Annotated in this window: 17 protein-coding genes; 7 read left to right on the top strand and 10 right to left on the bottom strand. The window is 73.2% G+C overall.

All coding sequences use genetic code 11. The annotated features are described in order from the left end of the window. Positions 1-2 precede the first annotated feature (2 nt). The 4 genes from ACIA8L_RS42370 to ACIA8L_RS42355 form a co-directional block, all read right to left on the bottom strand. Positions 3-1001: an acyl-CoA dehydrogenase family protein gene (locus ACIA8L_RS42370; RefSeq protein WP_395913689.1), complete on the bottom strand. Its 999-nt coding sequence runs from the start codon at positions 999-1001 to the stop codon at positions 3-5. An 11-nt stretch (positions 1002-1012) separates the two neighbouring features. Further along, positions 1013-2158, bottom strand: coding sequence for an acyl-CoA dehydrogenase family protein (locus ACIA8L_RS42365; protein WP_395913687.1), 1146 nt, complete (start codon positions 2156-2158; stop codon positions 1013-1015). Then, positions 2148-3017, bottom strand: coding sequence for an SDR family oxidoreductase (locus tag ACIA8L_RS42360; RefSeq protein ID WP_395913685.1), 870 nt, complete (start codon positions 3015-3017; stop codon positions 2148-2150). Before ACIA8L_RS42360 ends, ACIA8L_RS42365 begins: the two co-directional genes overlap by 11 nt. Positions 3018-3253: 236 nt before the next feature. After that, positions 3254-4108, bottom strand: coding sequence for an LLM class F420-dependent oxidoreductase (locus tag ACIA8L_RS42355; protein WP_395913683.1), 855 nt, complete (start codon positions 4106-4108; stop codon positions 3254-3256). Between the two features lie 42 nt (positions 4109-4150). Between ACIA8L_RS42355 and ACIA8L_RS42350 the strand changes: the two genes are divergently transcribed. Both ACIA8L_RS42350 and ACIA8L_RS42345 read left to right on the top strand, forming a co-directional pair. Then, positions 4151-5314: an SDR family NAD(P)-dependent oxidoreductase gene (locus tag ACIA8L_RS42350; RefSeq protein WP_395913681.1), complete on the top strand. Its 1164-nt coding sequence runs from the start codon at positions 4151-4153 to the stop codon at positions 5312-5314. A gap of 416 nt (positions 5315-5730) precedes the next feature. Beyond that, positions 5731-6084, top strand: coding sequence for an OsmC family protein (locus ACIA8L_RS42345; protein WP_395913679.1), 354 nt, complete (start codon positions 5731-5733; stop codon positions 6082-6084). A gap of 1 nt (position 6085) precedes the next feature. Here ACIA8L_RS42345 and ACIA8L_RS42340 read toward each other — a convergent pair whose 3' ends face one another. Then, positions 6086-7402, bottom strand: a complete 1317-nt coding sequence (locus tag ACIA8L_RS42340; protein ID WP_395913677.1) for a PLP-dependent aminotransferase family protein — start codon at positions 7400-7402, stop codon at positions 6086-6088. Between the two features lie 59 nt (positions 7403-7461). Here ACIA8L_RS42340 and ACIA8L_RS42335 point away from each other — a divergent pair, with 59 nt between their 5' ends. Together ACIA8L_RS42335 and ACIA8L_RS42330 are read left to right on the top strand one after the other, a co-directional pair. Continuing rightward, on the top strand, positions 7462-8232 hold the full coding sequence (locus tag ACIA8L_RS42335) for an enoyl-CoA hydratase-related protein (protein WP_395913676.1): 771 nt from the start codon (positions 7462-7464) through the stop codon (positions 8230-8232). Between the two features lie 422 nt (positions 8233-8654). Beyond that, positions 8655-9206 (top strand): RICIN domain-containing protein, encoded by a 552-nt coding sequence (locus tag ACIA8L_RS42330; protein ID WP_395913674.1) that lies wholly within the window; start codon positions 8655-8657, stop codon positions 9204-9206. Positions 9207-9260: 54 nt separating this feature from the next. On the opposite strand, the gene ACIA8L_RS42325 is transcribed toward ACIA8L_RS42330, so the two are convergent. Together ACIA8L_RS42325 and ACIA8L_RS42320 are read right to left on the bottom strand one after the other, a co-directional pair. Beyond that, on the bottom strand, positions 9261-12203 hold the full coding sequence (locus ACIA8L_RS42325; RefSeq protein WP_395913672.1) for an AAA family ATPase: 2943 nt from the start codon (positions 12201-12203) through the stop codon (positions 9261-9263). A gap of 70 nt (positions 12204-12273) precedes the next feature. Then, positions 12274-12612: a hypothetical protein gene (locus ACIA8L_RS42320; RefSeq protein WP_395913670.1), complete on the bottom strand. Its 339-nt coding sequence runs from the start codon at positions 12610-12612 to the stop codon at positions 12274-12276. Between the two features lie 35 nt (positions 12613-12647). Here ACIA8L_RS42320 and ACIA8L_RS42315 point away from each other — a divergent pair, with 35 nt between their 5' ends. The 3 genes from ACIA8L_RS42315 to ACIA8L_RS42305 all read left to right on the top strand — a co-directional run bounded on the left by ACIA8L_RS42315 (position 12648) and on the right by ACIA8L_RS42305 (position 14096). After that, positions 12648-13082: a GNAT family N-acetyltransferase gene (locus ACIA8L_RS42315; protein WP_395913668.1), complete on the top strand. Its 435-nt coding sequence runs from the start codon at positions 12648-12650 to the stop codon at positions 13080-13082. Between the two features lie 105 nt (positions 13083-13187). Continuing rightward, positions 13188-13487 (top strand): hypothetical protein, encoded by a 300-nt coding sequence (locus ACIA8L_RS42310; RefSeq protein WP_395913667.1) that lies wholly within the window; start codon positions 13188-13190, stop codon positions 13485-13487. Between the two features lie 81 nt (positions 13488-13568). Next, positions 13569-14096: a carbohydrate-binding protein gene (locus ACIA8L_RS42305; RefSeq protein WP_395913665.1), complete on the top strand. Its 528-nt coding sequence runs from the start codon at positions 13569-13571 to the stop codon at positions 14094-14096. A 28-nt stretch (positions 14097-14124) separates the two neighbouring features. Here ACIA8L_RS42305 and ACIA8L_RS42300 read toward each other — a convergent pair whose 3' ends face one another. From ACIA8L_RS42300 to ACIA8L_RS42290, 3 genes are read right to left on the bottom strand one after another with little or no spacing between them, the layout of a single operon-like run. After that, the gene (locus tag ACIA8L_RS42300; RefSeq protein WP_395913663.1) at positions 14125-15318 is read right to left on the bottom strand and encodes a lanthionine synthetase LanC family protein; all 1194 of its coding nucleotides are present in this window, start codon (positions 15316-15318) and stop codon (positions 14125-14127) included. Further along, positions 15315-16583, bottom strand: coding sequence for a glycosyltransferase (locus tag ACIA8L_RS42295; protein ID WP_395913661.1), 1269 nt, complete (start codon positions 16581-16583; stop codon positions 15315-15317). The genes ACIA8L_RS42300 and ACIA8L_RS42295 overlap by 4 nt, the downstream gene beginning before the upstream one ends. Continuing rightward, complete coding sequence (locus tag ACIA8L_RS42290; RefSeq protein ID WP_395913868.1) at positions 16580-18796, bottom strand: glycoside hydrolase domain-containing protein; 2217 nt, start codon at positions 18794-18796, stop codon at positions 16580-16582. The genes ACIA8L_RS42295 and ACIA8L_RS42290 overlap by 4 nt, the downstream gene beginning before the upstream one ends. Positions 18797-18913 lie beyond the last annotated feature (117 nt).

Here is an 18913-nt window from a genome sequence, read left to right as displayed (position 1 = left end):
CTTCACGCGAACGCGCGGGCGAGCAGGAGACGGCGCAGGGCGGGCGGGTCGCCGAAGAGCAGGTGGTTGGCGGTCGCGCGCTTCAGATAGCGGTGCGCGGGGTGCTCCCACGTGAAGCCGATCCCGCCGAGCAGCTGGATCGCCTCGCGGGTGATCGTCCACGCGGCCTCGGTGGCGGCCAGCTTGGCCAGCGGCGCGGCGAGCGCGAACTCCGCAGTCCCGAAAACGCGCAAAGCATAACGGGCGGTGGACGTCGCCTGTTCGTGTACGACGTACAGATCGGCGACCCGGTGCCGCAGCGCCTGGAACGACGCCAGCGGCACACCGAACTGGTGCCGGGTGCGCAGATGGTCCACGGTGGACTGCAACGAAGCGCGCGCGAGGCCGATCGACTCGGCGGCCAGCAGTGCGTGCATCACGGCCATCGCGTGCGCGGCGCCGGCCCGGGCGACCGGGCGGGCCGGCGCGGCGGTGAGGATGAGCGTGGCCTGGCCGCGGGTGACGTCCATCGTGGGTACCGCCTGGACGACGGCCGCGTCGGTGGCGTACAGGTCGCCGCCGGCCTCGACGATGAACACGTCGGCCGCGTCGCCGTCCAGCACGTGCTCGGCCCGGCCGTCCAGGACCGTGCCGTGCGCGGCCGGGCGGGCCTCGACGCCGTGGCCGAGGGCTAGGGTGGCGATCGACTTGCCCTCCGCGATGGCCGGCAGGAGCTCGGCCGCGGCCGGTTCGGCCGGGTCCAGGGCGAGGGCGGCGGCGGTGGTCGACAGCAGCGGCGCGGACAACAGCGCGGCCCCGGCCTCCTCCAGCGCGAGGCCGGCCTCGACGGCGGTGGCGCCGAAGCCGCCGTGCTCCTCGGCGATCGCCAGCGCGGTGAGGCCGAGCTCACCGGCGAGCCGGGCCCAGCTGTAGCCGGGGGACGCCAGGAACGCCCGGACCGAATCGCGCAGCGCGAGCTGTTCCGGCGTGAACTCTCCGGCGAACGCGGCGCCGATCTCCACTGTGGACACTCCTACGCTCGGGGGACGCGGCCGAGGAGACGGTCGGCGATGATGTTGCGCTGGATCTCGTTCGAGCCGCCGTAGATAGTGTCGGCCCGGGTGAACAGGAACAGGCGCTGGGCGTCGGTCAGGTCGTACGGCGCGGCCCGGGCCACCGTCGCGGCCGGCCCCTCGACGGCCAGGGCCAGCTCGCCCAGGTCGCGGTGCCAGCCGGCCCAGAGCAGTTTGGCGACGGAGGCCGCGGCCGGGTCGGGTTCGGTGGCGTTGAGCGTGCGCAGCGCGTGGTGGCGCAGGCCCTGCAGTCCCGCCCAGGCGGCGGCGATCCGGTCGTTGATGATCGGATCTTCACTGGTACCGCCCGTGCGTGCACGATCCACAATGGACCTCAGTTCCCGGGCGAAGCCCAGCTGCTGCCCGAGGGTGGCCACGCCGCGCTCGAAGGCCAGGGTGCTCGTCGCGACCTTCCAGCCGTCGCCGGGCGCTCCGACGATCAGGTCGGCGTCGGTCTCGGCCTCGTCGAAGAACACCTCGTTGAACTCGGAGGTGCCCGTCAGCTGCACGATCGGACGCACGTCGACGCGCGGCTGGCGCATCGGCACCAGGAAATACGACAAACCCTGCTTGCGTTGTTGTTCCTGACTCGTGCGGGCGAGCACGAAGCACCAGTCGGCGATGTGCGCCAGCGACGTCCAGACCTTCTGGCCCGTGATCCGCCAGCGGCCGCCGGTGAGCTCCGCGCGCGTTTGGACACCGGCGAGGTCGGAGCCGGCGCCGGGCTCGGAGTAGCCCTGGCACCACAGCTCCTCGGCCCCCGCGATCGGCGGCAGGAACCTGGCCTTCTGCTCCTGCGTGCCGTGGGCGATGAGGGTGGGCGCGAGGAGGTACTCGCCGATGTGGCTCAGCCGGCCCGGTCCACCGGCGCGGGCGTACTCCTCGAAGAACACGACCTGCTCGGCGATGGACGCGCCGCGACCGTACGGCTGCGGCCAGCCCAGCCCGATCCACCCCGCCGCCCCGAGTTCTCGCTCCCACTCGGCCCGCAGCTCGAGGTGCTCGTGCTCGCGCCCGGGGCCGCCACTGCCGACGAGCGGCGCGAACCGGCCGGTGAGGTGCGCGGCCAGCCAGGCCCGCACCTCGGCGCGGAAGTCAGGCTCCATACACGGCCGCCGGCTGCGGTGCGCGGGTGAGCAGGTCCCGCACGACGGGGCCGAGCTCGTTCGGGTCCCAACGGCGGCCGGCGTCGATGGCCGGGCCGTGCTGCCAGCCGTCGGCGATGCTCACACTGCCGCCGGAGACCTCGAAGACGCGGCCGGTGACGAAGCCGGCCTCCGCCGAGGCGAGCCAGACGACGAGCGGCGAGACGTTCTCCGGGGCCATCGCGTCGAAGCCGGACTCGGGTGCGCGCATGGCGTCGGCGAACACGTCCGCGGTCATCGGCGTGCGGGCGCTGGGGGCGATGGCGTTGACGGTGATGCCGTACCGCTCCAGCTCGGCCGCCGCGACGAGGGTCATCGCGGCGATCGCGGCCTTGGCGGCGCTGTAGTTCACCTGGCCGACGTTGCCCATGAGCCCCGCGCCCGAGGTGGTGTTCACGACCCGCGCGGCGACTGGCGTGCCGGCCTTCGCGAGGCCCTTCCAGTAGGCGGCCGCGTGGCGCAGCGGCGCGAAGTGGCCCTTGAGGTTGACCCGGATCGCGTCGTCCCACTCGGCCTCGGTCACGTTGGTGACCATCCGGTCGCGGGTCAGCCCGGCGTTGTTGACGAGCGCGTCGAGGCGCCCGGTCGCGGCCACCGCCCGCTCCACAATGGACGCCGCGAACTCCCAGTCGGCGATGTCCCCGGGCACCGCGGTCACCTTGCCGCCGGCCGCGACACACTCGGCGGCGACCGCGTCGAGGCGCTCGGCCCCGAGGTCGTTGAGCACCACGTGATGCCCGGCGGCGGCGAACGCGTGGGCGTGCGCGCGGCCGAGCCCCTGCCCGGCACCGGTGACGACGACGGTTCTCATGTCGCTCATACGCCCCTCATGTCGCTCGTTTGCCTCTCGTGCCGCTCATTCGCTGCTCGTGTCGCTCATTTGCTGCTCGTGTCGCCCACACACTGCTCGCGCCGCCCACAAACTGCTCGCGCCGGTCATTCGCTGCTCGTGTCGCTCATTCGCTGCTCGTGTCGCTCATTCGCTGCTCGTGTCGCTCATTCGCTGCTCGTGTCGCTCATTCGCTGCTCGTGGCGGTCATTCGCTGCTCGTGTCGCTCATATGCCGAGGACCTCCCGCTGGTAGTTGCGCACCTTGTCCCGCACCCCGACCAGGTCGTCCGGGTCCGCACGAATCACCACGCGGGCCACGCCGAGGGAACGCAGCCGTTCCAGCTCGCCGCGGTTGCCGGGCGCGCGGGCGGTGACCTCGACGGCGTCGGGCTCCCGGCCCGCGGCCACGCACTCGTCCCGCAAAGCCTGGCGCAGTCGGGCGAACTCCTCGCCGCGCACACCGAGCGGATACCACCCGTCACCGAACCGCGCCGCCCGCCGGACCGCCGCCAGGCTGTGCCCGCCGACGACGATCGGCACGGTGCCGCGGGTCGGCCAGGGCCGGGAGTGTACGGGTCCGAACGAGACGAAGCGCCCCTGGTACCGCGCCGGCGCCTGCGTCCACAGTGCGCGCATGGCCTGCAGGTATTCGTCGGCTCGCGCACCGCGGTGTTCGAACGGCACACCGACGGCGTCGTACTCCTCGCGCAGCCAGCCGACCCCGATCCCGGCCAGGAACCGGCCGCCGCTGAGCACGTCCACTGTGGCCAATCGCTTGGCCAGGTCGACCGGGTTGTGCTCGGGCAGGATGAGCATCGCGGTGCCGAGCTTGAGCGTGGTGGTGTGCGCGGCCGCGAAGGTCAGCCAGTGCAGCGGGTCCGGGATGTCGTCGCCGGGGGCGAGGGGCATGCGGCCGGTGGGGTCGTACGGGTACGAACTGTCGTAGGCGTCGGGCACCACGACGTGCTCGACGGCCCACACGGACTCGCAGCCGAGCTCCTCCAGGAGTCGCACGAACCGGGCGACGGTGGCCGGGCCCGCCTTGCCGTGCGCCGGCATGACCCCGAGTTTCAGCTCCACGGGCGGTAGTCTACCAAACGCTTGCTTGGTAACGTAGGCGTCATGCAGCAGGATTTCGCCGCCCGGCCCGGTGTCGCGGTGGTCACCGGGGCCACCGGCGGCATCGGCGCCGCCGTCGCCCGCATGCTCGCCGCCCGCGGCTGCACGGTCGTGCTCGCCTACCGCTCCGACGCCACCGCGGCCGCAGCCCTCGCCGCCGAACTCAACGCCACCCGGCCAGCCGCCACGGCGGACAACGACATGAACGGCAGAGCCAAGGCACTCGACGCCGCAAACAACGACACAAACCGCCACGCCGCGGCGCTCGAACCTGCGGACAACGACACAAACCGCAGCACCGTGGCGTCCGTCCCGGCGAACAACGACACAACGCGCAACGCAGCGGCACTCGAACCTGCGGACAACGACACGAAGCGCAGCATCGTGGCGTCCGGCCCGGCGGACAACGACACAGACCGCAACGCCAAGGCACCCGACGCCGCGAACAACGACACAAACCGCCACGTCGTCGCGCCCGACGATGCGGACAACGACACGAAGCGCAGCACCGTGGCGCCCGACGACACGAAGCGCAGTGTCGTGGTGTCCGATGCTGCACGCAACGGCAGCGGGCGTGGCGCTGTCGCCAGAATCGTGCAGGCCGACCTGACCGATCCGGCGGCGTGTGCTGCGCTCATTGCCGCGGCGGGCGAAGTGCACACGCTCGTGCACGCGGCCGGACCTCATGTTCCGATGGTGCACCTGAGCCGCGTCGGCCCGGAGCAGTTCGCGCAACAGATCGCGCAGGACGTGCTCGCCTCGTTCAACATCGTGCACGCCGCGCTGCCCGCACTGCGCGCCGCGCACGGCAGCATCGTCGTGGTGACGACGGCGGCGACGTCCCGGTTCCCGGCCCGCGACGGGCTGTCGGCGGTGCCGAAAGGCGCGGTCGAGCAGCTCGTGCGCGGGATCGCGGCCGAGGAGGGCCGCTTCGGGGTGCGAGCGAACTGCGTCGGCCCCGGCATGCTCACCGACGGCATGGCGACCCGGCTGATCGCGAACGGCGACCTGCACGAGCGCGCACTCGAGGCGTCGCGCACGAACACCCCGCTGCGCACGTTCGGGTCCGCCGCGGACATCGCCGAGGCGGTCTGCTTCCTGGCCAGCGACCGGGCGAAGTTCATTTCCGGTCAGAAACTCGACGTCGACGGCGGCTACGGGGTCTGACCAGCCAGGATGTGACCATGGACAATCGGGCGCCCCAGGCTTCGCCGGCGCGGAAGCGATCGGCCGGCGGCGACTTCTCGGCGACGCCAGGCCCGCACTCGCCACGGCCCAGCAACGAACAAGCGACCGACAGCGACTCCTCAACGACGGCAGGCCCGCGCTCGCCACACTCCGACGACGAACAAGCGACCGACAGCGACTTCACAGCAACGCCAGGCCCGCACTCGCCACGGCCCGGCAACGAACAAGCGACCGACAGCGACTTCACAGCAACGGCAGGCCCGCGCTCGCCACACTCCGGCAACGAACAAGCGATCGACAGCGACTCCTCAACGACGCCAGGCCCGCGCTCGTCACGGTCCGGCGACGAGCGGGCGGTCGGCAGCGACTTCTCAGCGACGGTGGGCGCGGGCTCGTTGCGGTCGGGCGATGAGCGGGCGGTCGGCTTTCCGCACAAATGGACGCCGGAGGGCGTCACCGTCGAGGCCGAGTTCACCGGCGCGCACCTGCTGCACCTGGCCGCGGCCGGATGTGTCCTGAACGACGTGTACCGCGAGGCGCAAACGCTCGGCCTACATCTGGACGGTGTACAGGTAACGGCCTCGGGTGGGTTCGACACGGACACCTGGTCGTCGACGGGCATCAGGTACCGCGTCGAGCTGGACACGCCCGCGTCCGCCGATGAACAGGCCGAGCTCCTGCGCCGGGTCGATGAGATCGCCGAGATCCCCCGCGCCATCCGCGCCGGCGCGGCGGTCGAGCGCGCCTGACCTACGGCGGCATCGCGTCCAGGGCCGCCCGCAGGCGCCGCAGGATCGGCCCGAGTTCGTCGCGTGGCGGGGTGGCCAGAGCCAGTCTCAAGGCGTGCGGGCGGTAGGAGCCGGTGGCGAACGCGTCCGCGGTGGAGACCAAGATGCCCTCGCGCGCGAGGACCTTGGCGGCGTGATCCAGGCGCTGGTGCGGTTGCAGCTTCAGCCACACGATGTACGACCCGGGGTGTGCGATCGTGTCCATCCCGTGCAGCACCGTGCGCGCGATTTCCTGCCGGGCGGCCGCGTCCGTGCGTCGTGCCGCTTCCAGCCTCGTCACCGTGCCGTCGGCCAGCCAACCCGTGGCCAGGGACGTTACCAGTGCCGGGCTGCCCCACGCGGTCGTGCGCAGCCGCCGGACCGCCGCGCCGGCGTGCGCGTCCGGCACCACCGCAAAGCCGAACCGCAAACCGGCGGCGACGTTCTTGGACAGACCGGCGACGTACCAGGTCCTTTCGGGTGCCAGAGCCTGCAGCGGCGGCGGGGCGGCGGGCTCGAGGAACGCGTACGTGCCGTCTTCGACGATCGCGCAGTCATGTGCACGTGCAAGGTCAACGATCCGTCGTCGCTGGTGCTCGTCAAGGACCCAGCCCAGCGGATTGTGGACGGTCGGCACGGCATAGACAGCGCGAACAGGCATCATCCTGGCCAGGGCGTCGAGGTCCGGGCCGTCGGCGGTCACCGGGATCGGGGCGAGCCGCAGGCCGTGCGCGGCGGCGAGCAGTTTGATGCCCGGATACGTGAGCGCGTCCACGGCCAGGACGTCGCCGGGCCGGGTCAGCGCGCCCAGCACCATGTCCAGGCCGGCCTGCGTGCCCGCGGTCAGCAGGACGTTCGCCGGCGCCGTGTCGATGCCCCGGCTCAGCAGGTAGCGGGCCACGGCGGCCCGGTCGGCGCGGCGGCCGCCGGGCGGCTCCTGGCGCAGCAGCACCTCGATATCCCCGGCCGCCGCCAGCCGGCGCAGGGCCTGTCGCAGCGCGCCGGCCTGCTCCGGGGCCAAGGGCTGGTTGAAGGACAGGTCGGCGACCCGGGGCACCGGCAGCGCCCGGGACGGCTCGGGCCCGTCGTAGCCGGCCGGCTCGCGGACGTAGGTGCCGCGCCCGGGCTCGCCGACGGTGAGGCCCAGGCGGGCGAGCTCGGCGTAGACCCGCGTCGCCGTGCCGACCGCGATCCCGCGCTCCCGGGCCAGGTCCCGGTGGGTCGGCAGCCGGGTGCCGGGCGGGATCGCCCCGGACCGGATCGACTCCGCGAGCTCGGCGGCGACCGGCCGGTACGACATGAGCTGTCCTTAGGACAATCGTTGGATTGTCACAGCCTACCGCACCTACCGTGAACGGCATGATCGTCGAACTGCACGACCGTGTCGCCACGCTCACGATCGACCGCGAACACAAGCTGAACGCCCTGGACTATCCGGCGATCGACGCGCTGCTCGAGGCCCTGGACCGGATCGCGACCGACGGGACCATCCGGGCCGTGATCCTGACCGGGGCCGGCCGGCGGGCGTTCAGCGCCGGCGCCGACATCCCGGCCCTGGCGGCGAGCATCGGCCTCGGCCCCGAGCGCGCGCTGCACGACTTCGTCCGGCGGGGGCAGGCGCTGACGCGGCGGATCGAGGAGTACCCGAAGCCGTTGATCGTCGCCGTGAACGGCCTGGCCTACGGGGCCGGCTGCGAGATCACCGAGGCCGCGCCGCTGGCGATCGCGGCCGAGCACGCCTCGTTCGCCAAGCCGGAGATCACGCTCGGGTTTCCGCCCCCGTTCGGCGGCACCCAGCGCCTGGCCCGCCACATCGGCCGCAAACGCGCGCTGGAGCTGATCCTCACCGGCGACCCGATCCCGGCCGCCCGCGCCGCCGAACTCGGCCTGGTCAACGCCGTCGTCCCGGCCGACGAGCTCCTGCCGGCCGCCCGCGACCTGGCCGCCCGCACGATCCGCCACGCCCCGACCGCGATCACCGCCTGCCTGCGCGCCGTCACCCGCGGCCTCAACCTGCCGATCGACGAGGCCCTCGCCGTCGAGGCGGCCGCGTTCGCCGCTACCGTCCCCACCGACGGCGTCCGCACCGGCCTGCGACGGTTCCTCGACGCACACCCGGCCGACGCCTGACACCGCCCGACGCCGCCCAGCAGCAGCGGCACCGACACCGGCACCGGCACCGGCAGCGACAACGGCACGGGCACCGGCAACGGCAACGGCAACGGCAACGGCAACGGCAACGGCAACGGCAACGGCAACGGCAACGGCAGATAGTCGCCCAGCGGCACGGGCCGCGCCACCCACACCGCGACGCGGTGAGGCCAGGCTCGTCCGGGCCGAGGCCTGAGCCACGCATCGGACGAAATCCCTAGGCGCCGGTCGGGTAGGCGTCAGCGACCCGCCAGGGCGGTGCCGGAGCCGGGCCTGTCCTTGGGCAACCCCTTAGGTCGCCTACCTGACGGCCGGATAGGGCAGGCGCTCAATGTGCCGGTACGGCCTCAGCGCGCAGGCTCCTCGGTGTCGGCCCGAGCGGGCCGGAAGGGAGCACGGAGATGATGAAGCGGATGCGGGCCCTGCGGGCGGCGGCGGCGATCGCGGCGGTCCTGCTGGGCGGGGCCGGCGCGGTGGCGGTGGCCGCGCCGGCGAGTGCCGGGGTGGTCGGCAGCTGTCACCGGTATCAGTTCTTCAGCAGCCGGCTGGAGATGACCGTCGTGGACAACGCCGACGGCGGGCGCATCGTGCAGCAGTGGCCAACGCCGGACCCGAAGTTCACGTGGTGCCTGCTGGCGGCCGGCGGGACGGTCACCCCGGAGGGCCCGTTCCTGCTGCAGAACCAGTGGTCCACGGGCTGCCTGGCCACCGACGGGGTGAGCGGACACCGGCTGCAGCAGCGGCCGTGCAACCGGAACCTCCCGATCGAGCAGTGGTTCATCGTCCGCTACGCGAACTGGAACGGCCAGGACCTGTCGTACCTCGCGAACGTGCAGACCGGCGACCTCGTCAACGTCGGCGGAGGCAGCCTCGCGGACGGGGCTGAGATCATCGGGTGGCACCTGTGGCCGCGGACCACGCCGGCCGACAACGAGCTGGTGTTCGAGATCTGAGCGGCGCGGACAGCAGTGGGGCGGGCTCGGCGGCGCCGGGCCCGTTCCGGCGGGCTACGACGCGGGCAGCAGGCCGAGGCGGTGAGCGGTGCCGGCCGCCTCCGTGCGGTTGGCCGCCCCGATCTTGGCCAGGATGTTGGACACGTGCACGCTCGCGGTCTTCGGGCTGATGTACAGCGCGGCCGCGATCTGCGCGTTGGATCGGCCCTCGGCCAGCAGTACCAGCACCTCGTACTCCCGGTCGGTGAGCCGGAACCGGCGCTCCGGGACGGCCGGGGCCGGTCGTTCGGCGTCGGTGCGCAGCCGGGCCCGCCGGATCACCGTCCGGATGTCGTCGGCGACGGCGCCGGCCAGATCGTCGGCGAGCCGGAGGCCCTCCTGCGCGGTCGCGGCCGCGACCGCCGGGTCGCCCGTCGCGGCCTGGGCCGCGGCCAGCCGGAATAGGGCGTATGCGAGTGGAAAGGCCTCGTCGGCCCGGCGGGCCGCGGCGACCGCCGCCTGCCACGCGGCCGGATCGGCCCGGCCGTCGCACCGGGCCGCCTCGGCCGCGGCCAGCGCGTGGTACGCCTGCGCCGGACCGGTGGCCCGGTCGAGCGTGGCCGCCAGCTCCCGCAGAGCCGCCCGCGCGGGCATGGAGGTCGAGCCGGCCCCGGCGTCGGCCTCGATCCGCAGCCCGAGCCACACCAGCGGCCAGCTGTAGCGGACGGCCATTCCCCCGCTGGCCCGGCCCGTCGTGGCCCGGCCCATCGCGGCCTGGACCCGGTCCCGCGCGGCGGCGAACGATCCGGCAACCCGCTCGAGGTCGGCCTCGATGTATGCGATCGGCAGGGTGTACTGCGGGTCGACACCGCCACCGAACTGGCGCCGGGCCTCGGCGACGTCGCGGCGGGCGGCGTCCGCGTCGCCCTGCCACAGGTGCAGCTCGCCGCGCAGGATCAGCAACGTGCTCGCGAACGTCCCGCGCGGGTCCTCGGCCAGCGACTCCGTGATCAGGTCGAGGGCCTCCCGCCAGCGACCGAGGCGGATCAGCGGCTCGGCGACGTTACCGGCCAGCATCGCACCCCGCGACCGGGCCTGGCCCAGCCGGATCGCCAGGGCCCGGCCGGCGGCGGCGACGTCGGCCGCCTCGGCGTGCCGGCCGAGCAGCTCCAGGCAGTCCGACAGGTTGATGTGGCCGCGCAGGGCGACGTTGTGCAGGCCGTGCGCGGTGGCGAGCGCCAGCCCCTCCCGCAGCGCCGCCAGCCCGGTCCCGGGGTCGCCGAGATAGCAGGTGATGCCCAGGCTGACCAGCGCGTCGGCCTGAGCCGCGGTGGCACCGACGGCCGTCGCCGCGGCCACGGCGCGGCGGGCGACCGCCTCGCACTCGTGCTCCTCGCCGATCTGCATGAGTGAGCTGGCCAGGGCGGCCAGCAGCTCCGCGTGGGTGCTCGTCACCGGGGTGCCCGGCAGCTTCGCCAGCGCGTCGCGCAGCTGCCGGGTGGCCTCCTCGTCCCGGCCCAGCGCGCGCAGGATCGGCACCCGCCGCGCGACCAGCCGGGCGTCGCCGAAGGGGTCGGCGCCGGCATCGGCCGCGGACATCACCTCGTCCATCAGGGCCAGGGCCCGCTGCACCTCGCCGGCGGCCACCGCCACCTCGGCGGCCCGCACGCCGACCTCGGACCAGGTCCGGCCGGCGACCGTGGCCGGGTCGGGGACGCGCGGCCAGATCCGCAGCGCCCGCTCCAGGTGGCGCAGCGCCTCGGCCGGGGTGAGCTCGGCCGCGTCCTGCGTGCCGGCGGCCACCGCGGCGGCCAAGGCGCGGGGCAGGTCGAGGGCGGCGTACCAGTGGTGGGCCAGGACCCCGGCGGCGCCGCCGTCGTCGGCGAGCAGCCCCGGGTCGGCCGCGATCGCGTGGCCGTAGGCGGTGTGCAGCCGGGCCCGCTCCCCGGGCAGCAGGTCGTCGTACAGGGCGTCGCGGGTCAGCTCGTGGCGGAAGGTGTAGCCACGCCCGGACGCGTCGACGACGAGCAGGTGGTGCTCGACGGCCTCGCGCAGGGCCGGGTGCAGGTCGGCCTCCGAGACGTCGGCCACGATCCGCAGCAGCCGCTCCGTCACCCGCGGGCCGGCCGCCGCGGCCGCCCGCAGGATCTCCTGGGCCGGGCCGGACACCGCCTCGGTGCGGGCCAGCAGCACGTCACGCAGCGACGGCGGGAGGTCGCCGGGGTCGGCGCCGCCGGCCACGGCGGCCAGGATCTCCTCGACCAGGAACGCGTTGCCGTGCGAGCGTTCGAAGATCACGTCGGTGAGGCGGGCCGCGGACGCACCACCCGCGATCGCCGCCACCTGCGCGGCGACCTCGGACCGGCCGAACCGCTCGACGTCGATGCGGTCGACGCCGCGGTTGCGCTCCCACCCGGCCAGCAGCGGCCGCAGCGGGTGGCGGCGGTGCAGCTCGTCGGAGCGATACGTGATGAGCAGGAAGACGCCGAGCTCGCGGATGGTCTGGATCAGGAACGCGACCAGGTCCCGGGTGGACCGGTCGGCCCAGTGCAGGTCCTCGACGACCAGCAGCATCGGCCGGTCCGCGGCGAGCCGGGTCACCAGGCCGAGGACGTGCTCGCGCAGCTGGGCGGCCGATCCGTCGGACGGTGCGGCGCCGGCGGCGGCCGGGTCCAGCTCCGGCAGCAGCCGGGCGAACTCTCGCCGCGCGGGCCCGAAACACGCGTCGAGGTGCTCGGGCGGCGTGGTGCGGACGATCACGCGCAGGACGTCGGCCAGGGGCGCCAAGGGGACGCCCTCCCCGCCCAGCTCGACACAGCCGCCGCTGAGCACCCGCACCCCGCACTCGGCCGCGGCCCGGGTGATCTCACGGGCCAGGCGGGTCTTGCCGACCCCGGCCTCGCCCGCGAGCAGCGCCACCGCGGGTTGCCCGCCGACCGCCCGGTCCAGCAGCGCGCGCAGCCGCTCCAGCTCCACGCGCCGGCCGATCAACACGGGACTGGCGAGATCCCCGATCACATCGACGACAATACGCCCTCTCGGGGTCCGGCCGGGACCGCGCGGAAGTACCCGGCGGCGCTTGCTCGGCTCACACCCGGCCGGCGCCGAGGCCTGACGCCGACAGCCGGGCGATGTTCGCGCGCAGGCGGCCCAGCAACGCGTCCAGGTCTTTGGTGCGGCCGATCGAGGTGTACCAGGTCCACAGCTCGATCGCGTGATACAGCCGGTACAGCTCGATCCGCTCGGCCCCGCGCGGCGGCAGCGGCCCGTAGTCGTCGAGCAGCGCGGCCCGCTTCGCCGCGGACTCGCCGAGCTCGAACTGCAGCGTCTTGGCCAGGACCTCGTTGAGCGACCCGCCGGTGCGCGGCACGACCTCGGTGACCGCCGACCCTTCGGGCAGCACGTCGGTCAGGAATGACAGCGGCACGGGTACTGACGATACGCAACGGCTACCCTCGGTCGATGGCCTTGACTGTCGTACCGGTGTCCGACGAGACCGCCGAAGTGTGGCGCGAGATCCACAACCAGATCGTCCCGGCGGCGCCGCTGTCGGCGGCGGACGTCGAGGAGCGCCGCGGCCGGAATCTGCTGACGCTGGGCGTCGTCGACGGGCACGTGGTCGGCAACGCCACGGTGCGGCCGGTCGTCGACGGGCAGGCGACGGTGATCGTCCGCGTCCGGCCGGACCATCGCCGCCGCGGCTACGGCACCGAATACCTGGCGCACCTGCTGGCCGTGGCGGATGAGCTCGGCGCGACGACGGTGGCCACGGTCGTGCTGGCCGCCAACGCCGACGGGCTCACCTTCGCCCGGCGCCACGGCTTCGCGGAGGTCGAGCGCTACGAGGTCGACGGCGCGGAGTTCATCGACCTCGCCCGCGACCTGCCGATCACCTGACCCACCGACGCCGCCGCCGGGCGCCGGGATCATCGACGCGGTTCCATCGACCTTGACGCCCGGCCGTAGTGTGACGTTGCCGCGTCGCATACGGGAGGTGCTGTGGTGGTGCACGACGCGTTCTGGTACATCGTCGTATTCCTGTTCCTCTTCGGCGGTAGCACCGCGGGCTTCGTGCAGCATCTGCAGTCGCGCCGGCACCGGTTCAAGCTGGCGATGGCCAAGGAGAAGCTCAAGCTGGAGCAGGCGCGGGCCAAGCTGGTCGAGGAGCAGAACCGGCAGACCGCGCTCGAGGTGCGCAAGGCCGAGCTGGAGATCGAACGCTACGACCGGCGACTCCCCGGCCTGCCCCCGGTGCCGCGCCTGGACAGCGTGACCGACGACGGCGCGGACGAGACGCCGTAGCGAGGCGCAGCCGAGACGCCGTAGCGAGGCGCAGCCGAGACGCCGTAGCAAAGATTGATGATTGTTAATAGACTCGGGCGCATGAAACGACTACTCGTCATCGCCGGTGCGATGCTGGCCGCGGCGGCCGTCACCGCCGCCACCGCCGCCACCGCCGCACCCGCCGCCGCGGCCCCGGTGCGCGCGTTCGGCTCGGTCGTCGAGGCCGAGTCGTACGACGCGCAGCACGGCGTCCGGGTCTTCAACGATCCGGCGGCCTCCGGCGGCAAGGGGGTCGCCTTCTCCGCGGGCGACCGGCTCCGCCTCGACGCCGTCGACTTCGGGGTGCCCGGGCAGGCCAGCGGGTTCGCGACCTGGCGCTCCTGCGCGACCGGGGCCGGGACCGTGGAGCTGCGCCTGGACTCCCCCACCGCCACGCCGTTCCTGACGTTCCAGCCCAACGGTGGCGGCTGCGATCAGTGGTTCCAGTCGAGCACCCGGCTGGGCCTGGCCACCACCCCGACCGGAGTCCACGACCTGTACCTGTCCTTCGGCGGCACGAGCCGGTGCGAGTTCTACCGCCTGGACAGCTTCCAGATGATCAAGCAGACCGGCCCGCCGATCCCGTAAAGCGCCGGCCCCGTAAAGCGCCGGCCCCTCAAGCAGCCGGTCCCGCAGACACCCGCAGACCGGCCGGCACGGCGAACCAGTTGTCCGGCCGGTCCACGATCGGGGCCGTCAGACCCTCCGCCAGGACCCGCTCCAGGCGCAGCAGGAAGGCCGCGATGCCGGCGGCGCCCTGCATCCAGCCGGTGCCCGGGGGCAGGAGCGGTGCTTCGCTGCGGTACTCCACGAAGCGCCAATACCGGCCGTCGACGGCGCGGGAGACCAGGGCGTCGCCCATCGTGCGGGCACCGTCGAGGTAGCGGTCGTCACCGAGGGACTGGTAGGCGTCCAGGAGGATGTCGCCGACTCCGGCAGTACCACAGCAGCGTCCGTCGTTGTCCCAGAAGCCGGGGCGCAGGCGCTCCGGGAGGCCCGAGGACAGCGTCGAGTGGAGGCAGCGGCGGCGCAGCTCATCGACCGCATGGTCGCCGATCGACGAGACGCCGGCGTGCGCGAGGGCCGCAAAGGCGTGGGACGTGCCGGCCGGGCCGTGGCACCAGGTGTACGTCACCGGCTCCACCTCCCGCTCGGAACGCGGGATCGTGTGCTCGACGATGAACCCGCCGCCGGACAGGTCGGCGATGGCCAGGAGATGCTCGGCGCCCCGCACGGCGGCGTCCACGTGCCCGGCGACGGCCAGGGCGGCGGCCACGCCCGCGGTGCCGTGGGAGTAGTTCGGGGAGCTGGACCGGTAGCCGGGCTTCATCCGCCAGTCGAGCCCACCGAGCGCTTGTTCGCCCCCGGCCACCAGCGCCTCCGGCAGCGTGCCGACATCCTGCCCGAGCCACGTCTGGGTCAGCAGAACGCCCGCCGTGCCGGAGATGATGTCGTGGTACTCAGGCGGCTCCACGTCCAGCGCCGGCACCGACGAGGAGCCCAACAGCCGCAGCGCGGTGGCATCCCCGGCCAGGCCGTCGAAGAGCGACACGTCGGTCCGGGTCGCGGCCTCCCGGGCCAGGCGGGCCACGATCGCGTCCGCGAGCGCCGACTCCCCGCCGGACAGCGGCCGGTACTGCCGGATCTCGGCCAGCACCGGAGCCAGTCCCGCGATCCCTTCGTAGAGCGAGTCGCGGAACTTCCCCAGAGCGCCGGGCACCGACACCGGCAGCCACGGCCCGTCGGCGTCCTGGACCTGGCCGAGCACCCACGTCCAGGCCGACTCGCCGAGCGTCCGGTACGAGGTCACCGCACGGACGGTACCGCATCCGGGAACAGCCGGTCGAACACCGCGGTCCGCTCGAACGCCATGGCGAAGTCGCGGGCCCGGACCTCCCGGGCCGCCCGCTCGGCCGGCGTCATCTCCAGGATGACCCGGTCGATGGCGAGCGCCAGCCCGTCGACGTCGAACGGCTCGACGATGACGGCGGTGTCGCCGACGGCCTCGCCGGTGCCGCCGGTCAGGGTGGTGATCACCGGGCCGCCGCCGGCCAGCATCTTCTCGGCCAGGGCGATGCCGAAGGTCTCGACGAAGTCGGGCTCGGGCCGGGTCGGCAGCGCGTAGGCCGCGCAGCCGCGCATGAGCAGCGGCTTCTCGCTGTCGTCGACGTCGGTGAGGAACACGATCCGGTCGTCGCCGGCGGCCAGGGCGCGGATCTCGTCGAGGGCCGGGCCGGTGCCGGCGACGACGAGCTTCACCGCCGGGCGGCAGCGCATCCGCTGGTAGGCGTGGACGAGGTCGTGGATGCCCTTGGCCCGGGCGACCCGGGACAGGAACAGGATGTAGCCGTCGCGTTCGAGGCCGCGGCGGGCCAGGGCCCGGTCGACGTCGGCCGGGTCGAGGTCGAGGTAGGCGGAGGCGTCGATCGGCGGGTAGCCGATGGTGACGCGGTGGCGGCACTGCTCGGCGAAGCGGGTGCCGCAGCGGGCGTCGACCTGCTCGGCCGCGGCCACGATCTCGTCGGCCGTGTACTGCGAGACGGCGACCAGCTCGTCGTTGCCGAGGAACGTCGTGAACAGGTTGATCGCCGCGCCCATCCGGTCGTCGCGCAGGCACGAGCGGATCACGTTGGTCACGTCGGAGCCGACGGCCTTGGCGACGGTGCGGACCGTCGGGTTGAAGCCGGCCGCGCGGACGGCGGTGACGGCGTCGGCGACGACGGTGGCGTGCGGCACCAGGTACATGGACAGGCACGTCGTCGGGACCGGTTCGAGGAGCAGCTCGGTGAGGCGGCCGGTGAGCCCGGCCAGGTGCCGGCCGTCGGGGACGCGGTAGTCGCCGACGGGCTCGGGGCGTTCGACGGTGATGCCGGGGCTGTAGGGCAGCAGCCGGTCGAGGGGCTTCAGCGGCAGCCCGGCCGCCTGCAGCGCCGCGATCGGCCAGGTCAGCAGCCGCACGTCGTCGAAGCCACGCCGCAGCGCGACCTCGGCCAGGTTCCGGGCCTCCCCGGAGTGCCCGCAGATGACCGGGTCCGCGCGGACCACGATGACAAGGCGGCGGTTGATGTACGTCACCTGGTCTCCTTCAAGCCGAAGAGTGCATCTGACGCCGAGGGGGGCCGGACCTTGCGCCCCCAATCGGAAGGTTCCGGGCCGAGCTTGAGGTGCAGCCGGCCTCCTCGGTGGACGTCGGCGGCACTGATGTGGGTTGCGTCGAGGGGCTTGCCGTTGAACGTCACCGACTGCACGTACTGCGGGGCCGGGTCACGGTCGATGCCATCGGCGCCGATGGGGGTCGAACGGTGCCCGCTGGTCTCAACAATGAACTCCCGGTCGTCGATGCGCACGGCGGAGCGCTCGAAGGCGGGCGTGTTGATGAGGAACAGGCTCTGCCCGGCGACCGGGAACAGCCCGAGGGAGGCCCAGACGTACCAGGAGCTGAGCCCGCCGGAGTCGTCGTTGCCGGGCAGGCCGCCCGCGCCGGTGCCGAACTGCCAGGTCAGGGCCGCGTGGACGATCTCGGCGGTGCGGTCGGGGCGGCCGGCGTAGTGGTAGGCCCAGGGGGCCTCCATGTCCGGCTCGTTGTTGAGGCCCTCGAAGCGGTTGAGGGCGTAGCCGGCGAGCATCTCGGCCGGTGGCGGGCGCCTTCCCGGCTGCGTGACGGGGCCGGCGCCGTAGCCGAAGAACTTGTCGAGATTCTCGATGAACTCGTCGTCGCCGCCGCCGAGCGCGATCCGGGCGGCCATGTCGTGCAGCAGCCGGAACGAGTAGTTCCACTTGCCGCCCTCGTAGAACTCGGAGTCCCGCAGCAGGCCGGTGACCGGGTCGAACGCGTTGATCCAGTGCCGGCTGCGCCGCTCCAGGTCCTCGGCCAGGTGCACGTCGTTGAGGGCGCGGGCGACCTGGGCCGTGCAGTGGTGGGCGTAGGCGAGGTCGAGGGTGTGGCTGATCGGGTGGACGATGCCGTGTTCGAAGAAGTCCTCGCCGTACATCCGGCGCAGGTCGTCGACCATGTGCACGAGCGCCCAGTTCCAGTCCAGCGGGGTCCGGCCCAGCGCCTGCGCGTCCGCGAGCACGGTGTGCGCGAGCGCGCTGGCCTGGCGGAAGAACCGGTCGGCGCCGCGGGCCATCCGGTAGCCGATCGGGAAGTTGCCCTCCTCCTCGCACACCCGGATCAGGGATTCGAGCAGGTCGGAGGCGCGATCGGGGGCGAGCGCGGCCAGCAGCGGGAGCTGGGTCTTGTAGATGTCCCACATGGTGCACACGTCGAACGCGAACGGGCCGGACGTCGGCCAGAACGGGCTCTCGTCGTCGGCGAAACAGGGCTTGATCAGGCTGTGGTACATCGCGGTCGCGAACACCGTGCGCCGGGCCGCGGTACCCCCGTCGACCTTCACCTGGCCGATCAGGTCGCGCCAGCGGTCCCGGGTCGCCTCCCGGACCAGGTCGAACGCGGGTTCTTCGGTACCGCACTCGAGCTGCAGATTCCGCGCCGCCTGCTCGCAGCCGCGCAGTGAGAAGCCGAGCCGGATCTCCACCGTCTGCCCGGCCCGGGTGGGGCCCATGAACAGCATGCCGAACGGGCGCATGGTGGTGTGCCGGATGCTGTCGAAGTCGAGGCGGGTGCCGCCGTCGATGAGCCGCCGGTCATACCACAGCATCTGCCGCCAGCGCGGGTTGACGACCTCGGCGTGCACGGACAGCGGCACGCCCTCCATGACGACGGTGCCCTGGACGTGCCCGTGGCCGAGGCTCTCACAGTGCGCCCGCAGCGGTACCGTCCGCCCGAGGTCGATCGCCAGCCCGCCCACGGACAGGTCGATGACGATCCGGGCGCTGCTGCTCTCGGGGAACGTGTAGCGGTGCACGGCGACCTTCTCGCCGACCGTGATCTCGCAGCGGATGCCGGTGTCGAGGGTCGCCGCGTAGTAGCCGGCCTCGGCGACCTCGTCGCGCAGGGGCCAGGCCTCGCCGAGCGCGTCGAGCTGCTGGACCATCGGCGTGACCTTGACGTAGTTGTAGTACTTGCGGATCGCGCCGGTGCCCGACTGCTGGAAGTGGGTGAACCCGGAGGCCTGGAGCCGGTCGAAGAGCAGCTCCGGCACCCCCTCGGTGTTCTTCGCGTACCGGCCGTAGCCGGTGGGGTACGCGCCGGAGTACGCGCAGGCTGAGACCATGCCCAGGGGCGAGGTCGCACCGGGGTGCGTGTTGCCGACCTGCGGCTTGGGCCACCACCAACTGGCGGCCAGACCATGCGCGGCGGGCAGGTCGGTCGCGGCGGTGCCGATAAAGGGATCTACGTCGTCAAGGATGACGGGACACTACCTTCCCGCCCCCTGGCCTTGGGTTTCGAGGAGATGAAGAAAAACGGCGGGCGCTCCCCTGAGCCGGGAGCGCCCGCCGCA

Origin of the sequence: Dactylosporangium sp. NPDC051541, from assembly GCF_044454505.1 — a bacterium.
Classification (GTDB): Bacteria; Actinomycetota; Actinomycetes; order Mycobacteriales; family Micromonosporaceae; genus Dactylosporangium.
This window is presented reverse-complemented; position numbering and strand designations above follow the sequence as displayed.